The 15,989-nt window shown below is 67.7% G+C and carries 10 protein-coding genes; 5 read left to right on the forward strand and 5 right to left on the reverse strand.

The window, feature by feature from the left end; translation table 11 throughout:
- Nucleotides 1–38: 38 nt before the first annotated feature.
- Genes FPB55_RS11155 through FPB55_RS11170 form a run of 4 tightly spaced genes read right to left on the reverse strand, consistent with a single transcriptional unit; the run spans nt 39 to nt 7,267 of the window.
- A complete protein-coding gene (locus FPB55_RS11155; RefSeq protein ID WP_125855296.1) occupies nt 39–2,558 on the reverse strand; it encodes an aminotransferase class III-fold pyridoxal phosphate-dependent enzyme in 2,520 nt (839 codons plus the stop codon).
- Nucleotides 2,558–4,927 (reverse strand): thiamine pyrophosphate-binding protein, encoded by a 2,370-nt coding sequence (locus FPB55_RS11160; RefSeq protein WP_125855297.1) that lies wholly within the window; start codon nt 4,925–4,927, stop codon nt 2,558–2,560. Before FPB55_RS11160 ends, FPB55_RS11155 begins: the two co-directional genes overlap by 1 nt.
- A complete protein-coding gene (locus FPB55_RS11165) occupies nt 4,924–6,204 on the reverse strand; it encodes an MFS transporter (RefSeq protein ID WP_029886048.1) in 1,281 nt (426 codons plus the stop codon). Before FPB55_RS11165 ends, FPB55_RS11160 begins: the two co-directional genes overlap by 4 nt.
- A 4-nt stretch (nt 6,205–6,208) precedes the next feature.
- Nucleotides 6,209–7,267 (reverse strand): class I SAM-dependent methyltransferase, encoded by a 1,059-nt coding sequence (locus tag FPB55_RS11170; RefSeq protein ID WP_125855298.1) that lies wholly within the window; start codon nt 7,265–7,267, stop codon nt 6,209–6,211.
- 182 nt (nt 7,268–7,449) lie between these two features.
- Here FPB55_RS11170 and FPB55_RS11175 point away from each other — a divergent pair, with 182 nt between their 5' ends.
- Nucleotides 7,450–8,412 carry an AraC family transcriptional regulator gene (locus FPB55_RS11175; protein ID WP_125855299.1) on the forward strand — a complete coding sequence of 321 codons (963 nt, stop codon included), beginning with the start codon at nt 7,450–7,452 and terminating at the stop codon, nt 8,410–8,412.
- A 55-nt stretch (nt 8,413–8,467) separates the two neighbouring features.
- On the opposite strand, the gene FPB55_RS11180 is transcribed toward FPB55_RS11175, so the two are convergent.
- Nucleotides 8,468–10,456, reverse strand: coding sequence for a TonB-dependent receptor (locus tag FPB55_RS11180; protein ID WP_144188152.1), 1,989 nt, complete (start codon nt 10,454–10,456; stop codon nt 8,468–8,470).
- Between the two features lie 295 nt (nt 10,457–10,751).
- On the opposite strand from FPB55_RS11180, the gene FPB55_RS11185 reads away from it, so the two are divergent.
- The 4 genes from FPB55_RS11185 to FPB55_RS11200 all read left to right on the forward strand — a co-directional run bounded on the left by FPB55_RS11185 (nt 10,752) and on the right by FPB55_RS11200 (nt 15,611).
- Complete coding sequence (locus FPB55_RS11185; protein ID WP_144188154.1) at nt 10,752–11,927, forward strand: M20 aminoacylase family protein; 1,176 nt, start codon at nt 10,752–10,754, stop codon at nt 11,925–11,927.
- Between the two features lie 84 nt (nt 11,928–12,011).
- The gene (locus tag FPB55_RS11190; protein ID WP_144188156.1) at nt 12,012–13,322 is read left to right on the forward strand and encodes a citrate-proton symporter; all 1,311 of its coding nucleotides are present in this window, start codon (nt 12,012–12,014) and stop codon (nt 13,320–13,322) included.
- On the forward strand, nt 13,319–14,776 hold the full coding sequence (locus tag FPB55_RS11195) for an amidase (RefSeq protein WP_144188158.1): 1,458 nt from the start codon (nt 13,319–13,321) through the stop codon (nt 14,774–14,776). The genes FPB55_RS11190 and FPB55_RS11195 overlap by 4 nt, the downstream gene beginning before the upstream one ends.
- A gap of 64 nt (nt 14,777–14,840) precedes the next feature.
- Nucleotides 14,841–15,611, forward strand: coding sequence for a helix-turn-helix domain-containing protein (locus FPB55_RS11200; RefSeq protein WP_029886042.1), 771 nt, complete (start codon nt 14,841–14,843; stop codon nt 15,609–15,611).
- Nucleotides 15,612–15,989 lie beyond the last annotated feature (378 nt).

Here is a 15,989-nt window from a genome sequence, read left to right on the forward strand (position 1 = left end):
GGCAGGGCGCAAACGGGCTGCGTGGCAGCCCCCGTGGCTCAGGACTGGAACGTGGCCAAGTCCTCGCAGACGCTGGCGAAGGCGCTCAGAAAGCGTTCGGCTTCCTCGCGCGTGAGCACCAGCGGCGGCTGGATACGCATCACCCGGTTGTTGTTGGCGGTAACGAAGGTGAGCACGCCATGTTCCTCGGACAGCTTGGTCATGAAGCGCAGCACGAACATGTCTTCCAGGTTCTGCTCCAATGCCTGGGCGGCGGCCTCCAGGTGCGCGCGGGCAGCGCCCGACAGCATGCGGTAGGTGGCCATGGCCTGGCCCGGTATGCGCCCCGCCAGTTCCTTGACCAACGCCTGCACGCCGCCGCGCATGTCCTGGTGAAACTCGATCGCCAGCATCAGCCCGCGGCCGCGCACCGCCACCAGGAACGGGTAGCGGTCCACCAGGTGCTGCAAGCCGGCCTGCAGAAACGCCCCCACTTCGGCGGCATTGGCACACAGGCCGTCCTGCTCCAGCACATCCAGCGCCGCCAGGGCCGCGGCGGCAGCGAAGTTACCGCCACCGAAGGTCGAGGTGTGCAGGGCGAAGCTGTCGATATCGCCATAGGCACGTTCCCACACGGCGTCGCGCGACAACGTGGCACCGATTGGCACCAGGCCGCCGGACAGCGACTTGGAAAGCACCATGATGTCTGGCGCGGTATTGTCCCACTCACAGGCGAACAGCTTGCCCGTGCGGCCCAGGCCGGTCTGGATCTCGTCGAGTATCCACAGGCAGTCGAACTCATCGCACAGCGCACGAACCCCAGCCAGGTAGCCAGGCGGTGGCAGGATCACGCCGCCTTCGCCCTGGATCGGCTCGACGATGAAGGCAGCCACGTCGCCTTGCTCCAGGCGCCTGCGCAACGCGTGCAGGTCGCCGAAGGGCAGGCTGTCGCAGCGCGGCAGCAGGGGCTCGAAGGGGGTGCGGTGCTTGGCCCGGCCGGTCACCGACAGTGCGCCCAGGGTCTTGCCGTGGTAGCCGTTGTCGCAGTAGACCACGCTGCGCTTGTCGCTGGCGGCCAGGGCCAGTTTCAGTGCCGCCTCTACCGCCTCGGTTCCGGAGTTGCTGAAGAACACCCGGTTCAGCCCACCGGGCGCCAGTGCCGCCAGGCGCTGGGCCAGCAGGCTGGCGTGCAATGGCGCCGAGAGGTACTGGATGAAGGTGGGAAATTGCGCCTGCAGGTAGCCTTGCAAGGCCTGGCTGATGGCTGGGTGATTATGGCCGGTGTTGAGGCAGCCGTAGCCGGCGACGAAGTCGAGAAAGCGCCGGCCGTCCAGGTCGGTGAGCCAGCAGCCCTGGCCCTGGCTGAATACCCGCTCGATGTGGTTGAACCGGTAGAACTCGCGCAGCACCGGGTTGATGTGCTCGGCAAAGCTGTTGAGCACTTCGCGGCGCAAGGCCAGGGGCTCGTCGGTGGCGTCGCTGGCGCGTAGCGCACGGCGCGGGTGGTGGTGGCGGTGCAGGCGGTCGAAGGCCTCGCTGGCGAGCACTTCGCCGTCATGGGTCATGGGCGAAGGGCTGAAGCCGTGACGCTCGGCGATGCGGCCGATCTCCAGCACCTTGTGCACCGGCAACTCACGGCCCAGGGAGAATGGCTCGGCGCGGCCCTCCAGCGCCAGGATCATGGTTTCGGCCAGGCAGCCATTGAGGCTGCGCTTGGGCTCCAGGCCCAGGCTGCGCAGCCCCAGGTGCACGGCGGGGCTGGCGGAGACCAGGCCGGCGTCCACCAGCAGGATGTCGCGGCGCTGGTGGGGCACGTCCATCACGTCCTTGGGCAAGGCGGCATCCAGCACCACCGAGCCTGGCAGCAGCCGGCGTGGGTCGATCAGGCCGCCGCTGGACGTCGCGGCTACATAGAAGCGCACCTGGGCGTAACAGTCTTCAAGGTTGTCATGCAGGGTGACCTGGGCGTGGTACTGGCTGGGCAGGTAGTCCAGGTGCGCCTGGGCCTGCTGGGCGTTGCCCCGGTGCACCAGGCGCAGCCGGCAGCCCTGTTCGGCCAGCAACCGCGCCACGGCCAGGGCGATCGACCCGGGGTAGCCGAGTACCGCCACCTCGGCGTCCGCTGCGGCGATGCCCAGCAGGCGCAGGCTGTCCATCAGGTTGGCGTAGGCGGCGAAGGCGGTCAGCGAGTTGCCGGTGGTAACGGCCACCTCAGCCTGCTGCATGGTCGCCACGCCGCGGTTGCCGACGATCGCGGTAAAGCCGCCCAGGCCCACCAGTTCGGCGCCTTCGGCCTTGAGCGCGGCCACGCCCTGCAGCACCCGTTCGGCAATCGCGCGCGGCTGGCGCAGCATCTGCTCGGCGGTCAGCGGCATGAACTGCAGCATTCCCGAGCACTCGGCGCCACAGGCGCTGACGATGCGCCCGAAATCGATGAACGGCACCAGGTTGCGCTGCTGCCAGCGCTCGGCCTGGAAACCCCAGGCCTGTTCTTCCAGGGTGCGGTCGAGCATGTCCACCAGCTTGACCTGATGCAGCAGGCCGGTGGAGGTGGGGTGGGCAATGAATCCGAATTTCATCAGCAGTTTTCCATGTTCAGGCGGCTCCAGGCGGTTTCCGAGACCAGGCTCAAGCCATCGCCCTCGGAGTTGTGGCCCAGCCATACGTCGAAGAAGTTCAGGCGCCCCGGCGCAGTCAGCGCCTGGCGCAGGGTGTCGGGGCAGAACTGCAGCAGGCGGGCGCGGCAGACACGCAGCGGGCCGAACGCGCGCTCTTCCCACAGCGGCCCCTCGGCCAGCGGCACGTTGACCTGGCTGGCGCCGTGGCAGGCATAGCGTTTGTCCAGGTAGGTCTGGATCATCGACAGCACGCCGTTGGCCAGGTACATCACCGTGACGTTGCGCCGGCCGGCATCGGCGCTGCTGGCCAGGCTCATCGCCAGGCGCTGCTCGATGTCCGGCACCAGGGCGCGGGCACCGTCGCCAATGAACGCCAGCACATGGCGTTCGTCGTTCAGGGCTATGTAGGGCAGCGACATCAGCGCATCGCCCATCAGCGCCCGGCCGTACCAACCGGAGAAGCCGGCGTCGGTACGGGGCAGGTTACGCAGGGCCGACAGGCTGCAACGGCCCACGTCGTAGACACCGGTGTAGCGGTAGCCATCGCGCTCGATCAGCTCGCCAAGCAACTGGCCGAGGCGATGAAAGAAGTAGTTCGGCGTCATCGGCAGGGTTTCGATCTGGTCGCTGGGCAGCACCTCGCGGGTGCGCTGCAACCTTTGCAGCCGCTCGCGGCGGGTGCGCAGCAGCGCGGCCGGTACGGCCAGGCGCGGCTCCAGGTAGTCGAGCACCCTGTTCAGGGCCAGCGGCACTGGCAGCTCGCAAAACGGCGCGATATGGCCGGGCTGGTGGTTGACCTGGGCAATGTGGAACAGCCTGGGCAGGCGACCTTCCGAGTAGGGCGTGGCGGACTGGTCGATCTTGCTTTTGACGAACATCAGCCAGGGTTTGCCCGGCTCGTTGTCGGTGCCTTCGAGAAACGCGTGCACGCGGCGGCTGAATCCGTACATCGACAGCGGCCCGAGGTAATTGGGCACCGGCTCCTGGTCCTGATAGGCGCATACGCTACCGGGCGCGACAATGCTGTCGGCCAGCGCGATGCCAGCGCGGCGCGCCAGTTCGACCACCCGCTGGCGCTCGTCGGCAGCCAGCCGCCCGCATTGCCAGAGCAGGCGCGAAGGCGTGTGGTTGATCACCGCCAGCAACTGCTCCAGCGCCGCCAACTCCGGTGCCGTAAGCGCCTGCTGCATGGCTGTGGCGGGCATGGGCGGGGGCGGGCCTTCCAACTGCGCGCGGGATTCGAGCACCGCCTGGGTGGCGAACAGGAAAGTCGGCGCCGGGCGTTGGTCAAGGGCAGCGAAGGCCTGTTCGACACAGGCCGCGGCTTCATCCGGGCGGCGCACGAAGCGCTGCCACAGGCCGCGGGCGGCGATGACCTGATGGCCATCGTTGTCGGCGTCCAGGGTGCCCTGGAAGGCGAACCAGACCGACTCCGGGGAGTCGGCGCAGACCACCAGGCCCGGCGCACCGGCGCGCTTGAGGTTGGCCAGGGTGCCGCGCATCTCGTCAAGCATGCCCGAGGTCATCACGATCACGTAGGCCCGTTGGTACAGCTGCCAGCCGGCCAGGGCGCTGACCGCCAGGGCGTGCTCGTTGCAGGCGCTGTGGAAACCGCAGGCGGTTGGCCGCAGCAGTTCGCCCAGCGAGTCGAGCAGGCCGGCGACCATGGAGCCGGTAAAGAAATGGCAATCCCAGGCCTGGCCCCAGCGTTGGGTCATGCGCTGCTGGATGTCGCGGGCCAGGCTCACCGGCTCAGCCGATTGCAGGGTGGTGCGTGCCAGCAAGCGGTTGCAGTAGGCGTGCTCGAGGTGGTCGACGAACAGGCGCAGCAGGTCGGCGCGGCGCAGCGCGCGGTCTTCGTGGGGCACGCGCAGCAGGCGGTTGCCGCCCAGGCGGGTCAGCCAGTGCTGCAGGTGCTGCGCATGGCACAGCAGCACGGCGCTGCTGGGCGAGCGGCGGGCTTCGGGCTGGGTGTCGAGCAGGGCGCCCAAGGGGTCGTGCTCGGGTTGCGCTTGCAGGTCACGGGTGTCCAGCAGCACGTGGTCGCAGGGGCAGGCGGTGGCCAGCGCCGCCTGGGCCTGGGCAAGGTCGTCGAAGGCCAGCAGTTGCAGGGCCAGCGCCCCTGGCTTGGCCTGTTGGCGCAGGTAGGCTTCGGCCTGGCCGGCGACCTGTCGGTACAGGCTCTGCAACTGGGCGTCGGGCCAGTGCTGGCTGGCGTGCGGGGTCTCATGCCCCAGCCAGTGGTTGAGCCGGTCGAGCACGGCGCTGACGTCGGCCCGTAGCGCCGGATCGCGGCTGATCAGGCAGATGCCGTAGCGGTGTGGCTTCATGGTTTGCCCTCAAGGGTGATGGAAGCGGTGCCTGGGGCGGCGTCGCCGGGGGTGCGCAACAGGGCGTCGGTGCTGCGGGCGATGCTGTGGCGCACCCGCCACGCCAGTACCAGCGCCAGCGCCAGGCCAGCGCCCAGGCTGGCCAACAGGCCGCCATAGCCCAGGCGGTCGAGCAGCAGGCCGGCGAGCACCGGTGCAGCCAGGCGGGTGACCACGAACAGGCTCGACTGCAGGCCATAGTCGCTGGCGCTGCGTTGCTGGCGGCTGAAGAACAGGGTCAGGCCGAACATCAGCGCCGACACCGCCCCCATGGCCAAGGCCAGCAGTAATGCACCGGCGATCAGCCAGGGCTGGCCCAGCCGCAGCCACACCGCCAGGCCCAGCACCCCCAAGGCCAGCAGCGCCGCCAGCAGGTACAGGACAATCGCCCGTGCCGTGCCCAGCAGCGGAATCAGGCGCCCGCCCACCAGGCTGGCAAATGCGCCCAGCGTGCCCCCGGCAATGCCCACCAGCCAGGCCACCTGCTCCAGGGCCATGCCCTGGTCGAGCAGCAGGGGTTTAAGGTACAGCCAGGCCGCCCCGATGAACGGGAAGGCGCTGAGCAGCAACCAAGTCCACTGGCGTGCCGCCGGCTGGCCGAAAAAGCCGGCCCAATCGGCCACCAGGCCCGGTGCCATGGCCGCCGGTGTGGGCACGCTCGGCAGGCGCCTGGCTACGAGCAGCAGCGCCAGCACCCCCAGTGCCAATGCCGCGCCCATGATCACGAACGGCGCCTGCCAGCCCAGGCGCGACTGCACCAGCAACATCGCGCCGCCGCCCACGATCGCACCCACGAACAAGGCCGCGGCGCGGATGCTGCCGGCACGCACCTGTTCGTGGCGCGGCAGCCATTGCACCGCCAGGGCATTGAGTGGGATGTCCATCCAGGTGGCGACGATGCTGATGGCGAAGGTCATGGCGAACAGCGCCAGGCGCTGTTCGATGAGGTTGTCGCGGGCGATCAGCGCGTACAGCACGATCAGCACGCCACCGAGCAACGCCAGCCAGCGCGGCAACGGCGAGCGCCCCAGGCGCACCCGCTGCACCGGCACGGCCATGAGGAACTTGAACACTGCCGGCAACCCGGCCAGCTGGAACAGACCGATCTCGGTTCCGCTCCAGCCGTATTGGCGCATGACCAGCGGCAGGCCGAACATCAGGTAGATGCTCGGCACGGCCAAGGCCAGGTTGAGCCAGCCGAACAGCAGTTGCAGGGCGATGACAGGGGGGCGGGTCATGGTGTCACTCCTTGGCCTTGCGGGCGATGACTGCCGTTACCGGCGTTAGTGGGTAGCGCACGCCATCGACCTGCTCTACACCACGCCAGCCGCTGTCGCGCAGCAGCTGCGCCAGCTCGCCCTCGGCCAGTACGTGGCGGCCTTGCAGGCGCATGTGCAGGTAGTAGGGCAGCACCTGGGCCGCGACCTGACGGGCCTGGGGCACTTCAGCCTGGCAGCACACCAGCAGGCCACCGGGCGCGAGCGCCGCGTGCAGGCGCTGCAAGGTGGCCGGCAGGTCGTCGACGAAGTGCAGCACCGACGAGCACCAGATCAGGTCGTAGCCGCTGCCGATGTCGTCGCTGTTCAGGTCTGCGCCGCGCGCGCTCAGCCGGGCGCCCAGGCCGGCGGCGGCGATATTGTCGGCGGCCACCTGTGCCGTCTCGGGGTATTCGAGGACCACGCCGCTGAGCGCCGGCAGTTGTCGGGCCAGGGCGATGGCCACCAGGCCCGGCCCGCCGCCGAGGTCGAGCAGGCGTTGCAGGCGTGGGTACTCCGGCAGGCTGGCCAGCAAGGCACAGGCGCTGTCGCAGGTGACCGCTCGTTGTTCCTGGGCGATCTGCAAGCGCGCGGCATTGGCCCACCCCTGGTCGAGCTGGGCGGTACTCGGCGCCTGGCGCGGCATGCCCGTGCGCAGGTAGCCGTCCAGTTGTGCGCCGGTTTCCCGCAGCACGCGGTGGCGGAACATCAAGGCATCGCCGCAGTACTGGACCGCGTCGCTGCGCAGGTGGCGGTCGGCCAGCGGGCTATTGCGGTAGCGCGCCGGGCGCTGAGCATGGCGTTCGAGCAGGTCCAGGCTCCACAGCAGTTCGAGGAAGTAGTCGGCGCTCTCGGCATGCCAGTCCAGGGCCTGCGCCACCTGGGCGGGGGCGAGGTATTGCTGCAGGTGATCGAACAGGCCGTGTGCCAGCGCCAGCTGCAAGGCGTCGGCCGCCAGCCCTCCCAGTTGCAGGTCCCAACAGGCTTGCAAGGGGTGGGTGGCGGTGGGGTGCGGGTCGCGGGGGCGGGGTGCAAGTCGGGTCACGGTAACTTCCTGTAGTTGTCGCGTGTGTGGCCGTTGCGGGCCCACGGATAAGGAACGAAACGGGGCATGGCCGAATCAGCTCAAAGGGTGGTATATATTAAATAAGAATCATTCACATAAAATATGCGAGCCGGAGCCGTTTCTATGCGGTGCGACGGCCGCAGATCCTCAGGGATGTCTTCATGAACACGAGCAACGCCACCTGCCGCCTGGGCCTGGACCAGCCCCGGCACCGTTCGCTGAGCGCCGACGGGCGCCTGCGCCTGCAACTGGACGAAGCCTACGGGCAGTGCCACACCGACCTGCTGCAACTGGAGCAAGGCCTGTCGCTGGGGCGCCTGCATTACCACCCCACACGCCCGCTGGTGGAGGAGACCTGCGGGCCGCATGACGGCCACGTGATGGTGGTGACGGTGGGGCTGCAGGGAAAATCCGGCTTCATCGGCCAGGACGGCAGCACCCTGGCGTTCGAGGCGGGGCACACCACCATCACCGCCTTCCGTGCCACGCCTGGCGAGCGCCGGTACCAGGCCAACGAAACCGCTTCGCAACTGCGCGTGGTGATCGACCACGCGACGCTGTGCAAGTACGTGGGCGAGGCACGGGCCACTGAAGTGCTGGGCAGCGGCCGGTTGCACCGCCTGGATTTCCGGCCCAGCTCCCAGGCCGCCCAAGCCCATGCCGCCGCGCTGGTGCGCTACCTGCAACCGGGCGGTCTGGACCCGGCCCACCGGCTGGACCTGCATATCCACACCCTCAGCCTGCTGGCCGAGCAGTTCAACCTGCTGGCGCCGCCACCCAGCGCCGCCGCGGCCTTGAGTACCAGCGACGTGCAGCGTATCGAGCGGGCGCGCAACCTGTTGTGCGAGCAACTGGACAAGCCGTTGACCGTGGATTACCTGGCCACGGCGGTGGGCATGAACGAACACAAGCTCAAGGAGGGGTTTCGTTACCTGTTCGACACCACACCGGCACGCATGCTGCTGGAATTGCGCATGCGCAAGGCCATGACCTTGCTGGAGGCCGGGCAACAGGTGGCGCAGGCGGCGTGGCAGGTGGGGTACAAATACCCGAACAACTTCACCGTGGCGTTCACCCGCTATTTCGGGCGGTCACCAAAGTCGATCTTCGGGCGCAAGCGCTGAGCCCGGTCAGGGCGCCGCTGCGGGCCATGGCGTGGGTCGCAGCGGCGCGCCCCCCCTACAGCTCGAAGCTGACCCTCATCCCCACCTCGCGTGGCGGGCTGTACACGGTCACAGCGCCATTGAGCAATCCCTGGGCGTCGTAGCGCTTGTCCAGCAGGTTGTCGACGTAGGTGCTGACGGTGTACTGCCCGAAGCGGTAGCCAGCGCTCAGGTCCACCAGGCCGTAGCCAGGGCGCCGATAGGTATTGGCAGCGTCCAGATACACCTTGCCCACCGCACTCAGCGCGCCCTGTACGTACCAGCCGGCATCGGCGTCGTAACGCAGGCCCAGGTGGCCGGTGAAGTCCGGGGCGAACGGGTTGCGGTTATCCTCGTAGTCGTTGCTCCCCTCGCGGAACCGCTCGAAGCGGGTGCGGTTCAGCCCCAGCGCTGCAGTGAGGGTCCAGCGTTCGCCCAGCAGGTATTCCAGGTCCAGGTCCAGGCCGGTGGAGGTCGCCGCCGCCGCATTGGTGATGTACACCAGCCCCTGCTGCACCAGTTGCTGTACCTGCATGTCACGCACCTGCATGCGGTACAGCGCCGCTGAGTAGCGCAGGCGCTGGTCCGCGGTCAGGCCCTTCAGGCCCACCTCAAGGCTGCGCACCTGCTCCGGGTCGTACGCCGGGTTGCCGGCGCTGCTGGCGAAGGCATTGAAGCCGCCCGCACGCATGCCCTGGCTGTAGCTGACGTAGGCCTGGGCATCGTCGCTCAGCGCATACTGCAATGCCACCTTGGGGGTGAAGTGCTGCCAGCTGTCGGACTGGTTGCGGTTGCCTGCCGGGTCGATCCAGGCACGTGCGTACTCATAGCGGCCACCCAAGGTCAACGACCAGGCCCCGGACAGCGGCTGCAGCCATTGGCCGAACAGCGCGGCGGTATTGCCCCCCAGGCCGGCCTGGGTGCGGCTGAGCCCCATCGGCAGTTTCTGCTGGTAATCCAGGTCGTGGTCTTCACGGTCGGCATACGCGCCCAGCAGCCAGCGGCCTTGCCCGTGGCTGCCACTCAGGCGCAGTTCCTGGCTCAGGGTTTCGAAGTGGTAGTCGCGGGCCAGGTGCATGAGGTCGCTTGGCTGGAAGTCGGTGTCCTGGCGTAGACGGTCGTCGAACACGCTGCGTGCGGTGATCGAGCGCAGTTCCAAGTCGCCGCCCAGTTGCCGGTGCAGGTCCAGCGACCAGGTGTCGCCGCTGGAGTGGTTACGCCCGGCCAGCCCGGAATTCACTGCCCGGTCGCGGCCCGTGCGGCTGCCCCATTGCGCGGCCTGGTCGCGGTATTTCAGGGTGCTGTAGCGCAGGGTCGCGTCGGTGAGCGCGTCCGGCGTCCAGCGCAGGGTCAGGCGGCCGCTCTGGCGCTCGCGGTCGTCGGCTTGGCCACCGGCGAAGTCGTCGTCCAGGTAGCCGTCCTGGCTTGTCCATTGGCCGGCGGCGCCTGCATACAGGGTGCCTTCTATCAGCGCGGTGCTCAGGTCGGCGCTGACCAGGCGCTTGTCACGGCTGCCCAGCCCGGTTTCCACCCGGGCGTAGTCGGCGTCGCCCGGCTGGCGCGTGAACACGCTGAGCACGCCGGCCTCGGCGTTGCGACCGTACAGTGCCGATTGCGGACCGCGCAGGATCTCCACGCGCTCGACGCCCACCAGGTCATTGTCGAAGCCTTGGCCGCGCAACACCGGCACGCCGTCGACCAGCATCAGCAGCGAGTTGGAGAAGGCCGTGGCATTGGAGGTCAGGCCGCGCACCACCGGCAGTTGCGTGCCCGACTGGCCAAAGGGCTGGAAGGTGAACCCCGGGGTGCGCCGCACCAGTTGTTCCAGCGAGTCCACCGGTGTGCTCTGCAGGGTCCTGGCGTCGATCACCGAGAGGCTGGCAGGCAACTGGTCGCGGGCTTGTTCAAGCTTGTCGCTGGCCACCACCGTGTCTTCCAGCACCAGCCGTTCGCTCGCGCTCGTCGGCGTCATACCGCCTGCGACCACCAGCCCTGTGAAAACCCCCACCAGCGTTGTTCTGGCCATGCCCGTTCCTCGATGTTGGCAACGCGCACCCCGCACGGGCACGCAACGGCCGGCATTGTATCGCCTGACCGAGAATCATTCGCGTCTGTAACCTATGCGCCAGCGACGGTTTCCTATGCGTGGCTGCGGATGGAGCACCACCAGCACCAGGCTTTTGTTCCGCAGCATGAAACCAGTTTCGGTTGTGTGCCACGGCAGGCCAGGTTTAGCTGGCAGCCAGCACGACCTGCCTCACCCGTCGTGACCTCAAGGCGAACAACAAGAACGGGAAACCACCCGCACAAGGAGACTGCACATGTCCCGACATCAGCACATCCTGGCCTGGCTGAACGAGGTGGCCAGCGACCTGCACGCAATCCGCCATGATATTCACGCCCACCCGGAACTGGGCTTCGAAGAAAACCGCACCTCAGCGCTGGTCGCCCGCCACCTGGAACAATGGGGCTACGAGGTGCACACCGGCATCGGCAAGACCGGCGTAGTGGGCGTGCTGCGCCATGGCAGCAGCCAGCGCCGCCTGGGCTTGCGTGCCGACATGGATGCGCTGCCCATTCATGAGGCCACCGGTGCCGCCTACAGCAGCCAGCACCAAGGCTGCATGCACGCCTGCGGCCACGATGGGCATACCACCATGCTGCTCGGTGCCGCCCGCTACCTGGCCGCCACCCGGCAGTTCGACGGCACACTGACGCTGATATTCCAGCCGGCAGAAGAGGGGCAGGGTGGTGCCGAGGCGATGCTGGCCGATGGCTTGCTGACGCGTTTTCCCTGCGATGCATTGTTTGGCATGCACAACATGCCAGGGTTGCCCGCGGGGCAGCTGGGCTTGCGTGAAGGGCCGATGATGGCTTCGCAAGATCTGCTCACCGTAACCCTGGACGGCGTGGGGGGCCACGGCTCCATGCCGCACCTGACCGTCGACCCGCTGGTCGCCGCCGCCAGTGTGGTGCTGGCATTGCAAACCGTGGTGGCGCGCAATATCGATGCCCAGGAGGCAGCGGTTGTGACGGTGGGGGCCCTGCAGGCCGGCGAAGCGGCCAACGTGATCCCGCAACAGGCACTGCTGCGCCTGAGCCTGCGGGCGCTGGATGCTGAAGTACGGGCGCAGACCCTGCAGCGGGTGCGGGCGATCATCACCCACCAGGCTGAAAGCTTCGGCTGCCGCGCCAGCATCGAGCACCGCCCGGCGTACCCCGTGCTGGTCAACCACCCGGCAGAAAACGCCTTCGCCACCCAGGTAGCCGTGGAGTTGCTGGGCGCCGACGCGGTGGATACCAACACCCGCAAGCTGATGGGCAGCGAGGATTTTGCCTGGATGCTGCAACGCTGCCCGGGGGCCTACCTGTTCATCGGCAACGGCGTCGCGGGGCCGATGGTGCACAACCCCGGCTACGACTTCAACGACGACATCCTGCTGACCGGCGCTGCCTACTGGGGCGCGCTGGCAGAGCGCTGGCTAGCACCTGCCTGATCCTGCCGTTTTTACAGACTGCCGCTGGAACCCGGGTGCGACCGTGCCCGGGCGATCACCCAAACACCGTGTGGAGTGCTCCCTATGCAGACTTCGAGTAATGGCGTGTCGCGTACCCGGCAAGTGGTGGCTGCCGTCATTGGCAACGCCCTGGAGTGGTATGACTTTATCGTGTACGGCTTTCTGGCCAGCATCATTGCCCGGCAATTCTTCCCCTCCGACGATGAATACGCCTCGCTGCTGATGGCCCTGGCCACCTTCGGTGTCGGCTTTTTCATGCGCCCGGTGGGCGGTGTGCTGCTGGGCATGTACGCCGACCGCAAGGGGCGCAAGGCAGCGATGCAGCTGATCATCCGCCTGATGACCGTGTCGATCGCCATGATCGCCTTTGCCCCCGATTACCTGGCCATTGGCATGGCCGCGCCGCTGTTGATCGTGGTGGCGCGCATGCTGCAGGGCTTTGCCACGGGCGGTGAGTACGCCAGCGCCACGGCCTTCCTGGTGGAGAGTGCCCCGGCCCACCGCAAGGGCCTGTACGGTTCCTGGCAACTGGTGGGGCAATGCCTGGCGGTGTTCGGCGGTGCGGCGCTGGTGGCGCTGGTGACCCACCTGTGCTCGCCTGCGGCGCTGGACAGCTGGGGCTGGCGTATCCCGTTCGTGCTGGGCCTGCTGATCGGCCCGGTAGGGCTGTGGATTCGCAAGCACATGGAAGAGCCCGAGGCGTTCATCGAGGCCCGCCGCCAGGCCAAGGGCCGCTCGCCCAGCCTGCCGCAGGTGCTGCGTGAACACCGGCGCAGCCTGCTGGTGGCCATGGGCCTGGCTTCTGGCGCCACAGTGTCGTTCTATGTGGTGCTGGTGAACATGCCGACGTTTGCTCACAAAAGCCTGGGCCTGCCGTTGGACCAGGTGCTGCTGGTGCAGATGCTCGCGGTGGGCCTGATGACGGTGGTCATTCCACTGGCCGGGGCGCTGTCGGACCGTTTTGGGCGGCGGCCGGTGCTGATGGCCTTCACCCTGGCATTCTTCGTGATGGTCTACCCGCTGTATGTCTGGGTCGCCGCGGCGCCATCCCTGGAGCGCCTGCTGGTCATGCAATTGCTGCTGTGCACGGCCATCGGCGGTTTCTTCGGCCCGGCGCCGACTGCCCTGGCCGAGCAGTTCCCGGTCGAGGTGCGTTCCACCGGCGTGTCGGTGGCCTATAACGTGGCCGTCATGGTATTCGGTGGCTTTGCCCCGTTGATCGTGACCTGGCTGACCCAGGCGCTGGGAACCCCGGTGGCGCCATCGTTCTATGTACTGTTTGCCTGCCTGCTGACCTTGTTGGCTACCTACTGCCTGAAAGACGCACCCCGGGCGGGCAACCGGGCTGCCTTCAACCTTGGAGTGAAACCGTGAAGCCGCTTGTCATCGACCCCATTGTCGCCCTCGGCGCCGAAGCCTTGTCCCAGGCCATACACGCTCGCCAGCTGTCGTGTCGCGAGGTGATGCAGGCCTACCTGGTGCACATCGAGCGGTGCAACCCACGGGTCAATGCGCTGGTCTCGTTGCGCCCGGCCGCGGCGCTGCTGGCCGAGGCCGACCAACGTGACCGCGAACTGGCCCGCGGCCATTCACGCGGCTGGATGCATGGCATGCCCCAGGCCATCAAGGACCTGGCGGCCACGGCCGGGCTGCGTACCACACTGGGTTCGCCGCTGTTCGCCGACCAGGTTCCCCAGCACGACGCGATCAGTGTGGCGCGGGTGCGGGCAAGTGGCGCCTTGATCGTGGGCAAAAGCAACGTGCCCGAGTTCGGCCTGGGGTCGCAGAGTTACAACACCTTGTTCGGCACCACCACCAATGCCTACGACCCGACACGGGTGGCGGGGGGCAGCAGCGGTGGCGCGGCGGCGGCACTGGCCATGCGCCTGCTGCCGGTGGCCGACGGCAGCGACATGATGGGCTCGTTGCGCAACCCGGCGGCGTTCAACAACGTGTTCGGCCTGCGCCCCTCGCAGGGGCGGGTGCCCCACGGCCCTGCGCCGGAATTGTTCGTGCAGCAGTTGGCCACCGAGGGGCCGATGGGCCGCAGCGTGACCGATGTGGCCCGGCTGTTATCGGTTCAGGCCGGGGCAGATGCGCGGGCACCGCTGGCGCTGAGCGAAGGCCGGCGCGATTTCGCCGCCGGCTTGCAACGTGATCTGCGCGGCGTACGGGTGGGCTGGCTGGGGGACTACAACGGCTACCTGCCGATGGATGACGGGGTGATGAGCCTGTGCGAATCGGCCTTGGCCGATTTCGCCGAGCTGGGCTGCCGGGTCGAGGCCTGCCAACCGGCATTCGACCTGGCTCGCTTGTGGCAGTGCTGGCTCACGCACCGCCACTTCCTGGTGCATGGCAGCCTCAGCGCAGCCTATGCCGACCCGGCCCGGCGCACACTGCTCAAGCCCGAAGCACAGTGGGAGGTGGAAGGCGGCTTGCAGTTGAGTGCTGCAGCGCTGTACCAGGCTTCGCTGGACCGCAGTGACTGGTACCGCGCCATGGCTGAGCTGTTCGAGCATCACGATTTCCTGCTGCTGCCATCGGCCCAGGTGTTCCCTTTCGATGCAGGCCTGCCATGGCCGCAGCGGGTAGGCGGGCGGCCCATGGATACCTACCACCGCTGGATGGAAGTGGTGATCGGGCCGACCCTGGCCGGCTTGCCGAGCATGAGCGTGCCGATCGGTTTCAACCCTGGCGGCTTGCCCATGGGCTTGCAGATCATTGGCCCGGCCCAGGCAGACCATGCCGTGTTGCAGTTGGCCTATGCCCATGAACAACTTACCGGCTGGGTGCAACGTTGCCCGCCGCCCAGCCTGCAGGCGCCATGAGGTGCTGGCCAGGCGCGCTTTTTGCTGGCTATGCTGACCCTCTGGCAACCAGGAGGTCATCCCCATGGGCATCACGGCAGAAGGTGGCGGCGTGCGTTCGGTGGAGCGGGCGCTGGCCATCGTCGACCTGCTGGGCGAGCACCAGGCACTGGGCCTTGAAGAACTGCATTACCTGACCACACTGCCCAAGGCCACGGTGTCGCGCATGCTTGCTACTTTGCAGGTGCAGGGCTGGGTTTATCGCGGCCTCAGCGACCGGCGCTATCGGCTGTGCTCGCGGCGCTTGTACGGTGACCGCCAGTTGCGCTTCAAGCGGCGCCTGGTGGAACGCGCCGCGCCGATGCTGCTGGAGTTGAGCGAACGTACCGGGTTGGTGGTGGACCTGTCGTGTTTCGATGGTCAGCGGCTGGAGGTCATGGAAAGCGCCATTCCGCAGATCCTGCGCAAGCGTTACCCGCATACCTGCCAGATCGTCGGCCATCATGCCAGCTTGTTCCATTCGGCGATGGGCCGCGCCTGCCTGGGTGAGCTGGGGCTGGAGGAGGTGCAACGCCTGGCGGCCGATGCGCGGCTGGGGGACGATGCGTTGCTGCGCGATATCGAGAAAGAGGCACACAAAGGTTTCGGCCAGCGCACCGAGGGCCACTGGGAGTACCCGGTACGCCTGCCGCACCTGATTCGCGCCATTGCCTTGCCCGTGCATGCCGAAGGCCGCCTGGCCGGGAGCATCGCCTTGCACTGGCCGTTGGACCAGGCGCCTGTCGAGCGGGTACTGAGCCTGCACCTGAGCAGCCTGGCGAGCACGGTTGGCGAGGTGCAGCGGGCGTTGGCCTGAGGCTGGCGGCGGTGCCTTCGCACCCTATGGCCGCTCTTGGTGCCTGATGCTGCTTACTTGAGGGTGATGCCACACTGATCGGGGCTGCTGCGCAGCCCATCGCAGGCAAGCCAGCTCCCACAGGGAATGCATCAGGGCTGACAGGTGTTTGCCACAAGGTATGCAGCGCCTGTTAGAGCGAGCGCCGCCCGCGCGGCGCATCGCGAGCTACGCTCGCTCCTACGTTTGTTTCGGGCCAATTATTCCTGTGGGATTTGCGCGCGAACGCCTTGGCGCATGCCTCAAAATCGCGCCGTACAAACAAGGCGGCCGCGCGCGCCTGTCACAGGCGTTACTGGCCCGAAACAAACGTAGGAGCGAGCGCAGCTCGCGATGCGC

The sequence above is a fragment of the Pseudomonas sp. BJP69 genome (genome assembly GCF_007633355.1).
Lineage (GTDB): Bacteria > Pseudomonadota > Gammaproteobacteria > Pseudomonadales > Pseudomonadaceae > Aquipseudomonas > Aquipseudomonas juntendi.

Excerpts from the sequence above, each read along its gene's own strand:
- FPB55_RS11160 (WP_125855297.1), bottom strand. The coding sequence starts at position 4,927 with ATGAAGCCACACCGCTACGGCATCTGCCTGATCAGCCGCGATCCGGCG.
- FPB55_RS11165 (WP_029886048.1), bottom strand. The coding sequence starts at position 6,204 with ATGACCCGCCCCCCTGTCATCGCCCTGCAACTGCTGTTCGGCTGGCTC.
- FPB55_RS11175 (WP_125855299.1), top strand. The coding sequence starts at position 7,450 with ATGAACACGAGCAACGCCACCTGCCGCCTGGGCCTGGACCAGCCCCGG.
- FPB55_RS11190 (WP_144188156.1), top strand. The coding sequence starts at position 12,012 with ATGCAGACTTCGAGTAATGGCGTGTCGCGTACCCGGCAAGTGGTGGCT.
- FPB55_RS11155 (WP_125855296.1), bottom strand. The coding sequence starts at position 2,558 with ATGAAATTCGGATTCATTGCCCACCCCACCTCCACCGGCCTGCTGCAT.
- FPB55_RS11200 (WP_029886042.1), top strand. The coding sequence starts at position 14,841 with ATGGGCATCACGGCAGAAGGTGGCGGCGTGCGTTCGGTGGAGCGGGCG.
- FPB55_RS11180 (WP_144188152.1), bottom strand. The coding sequence starts at position 10,456 with ATGGCCAGAACAACGCTGGTGGGGGTTTTCACAGGGCTGGTGGTCGCA.
- FPB55_RS11185 (WP_144188154.1), top strand. The coding sequence starts at position 10,752 with ATGTCCCGACATCAGCACATCCTGGCCTGGCTGAACGAGGTGGCCAGC.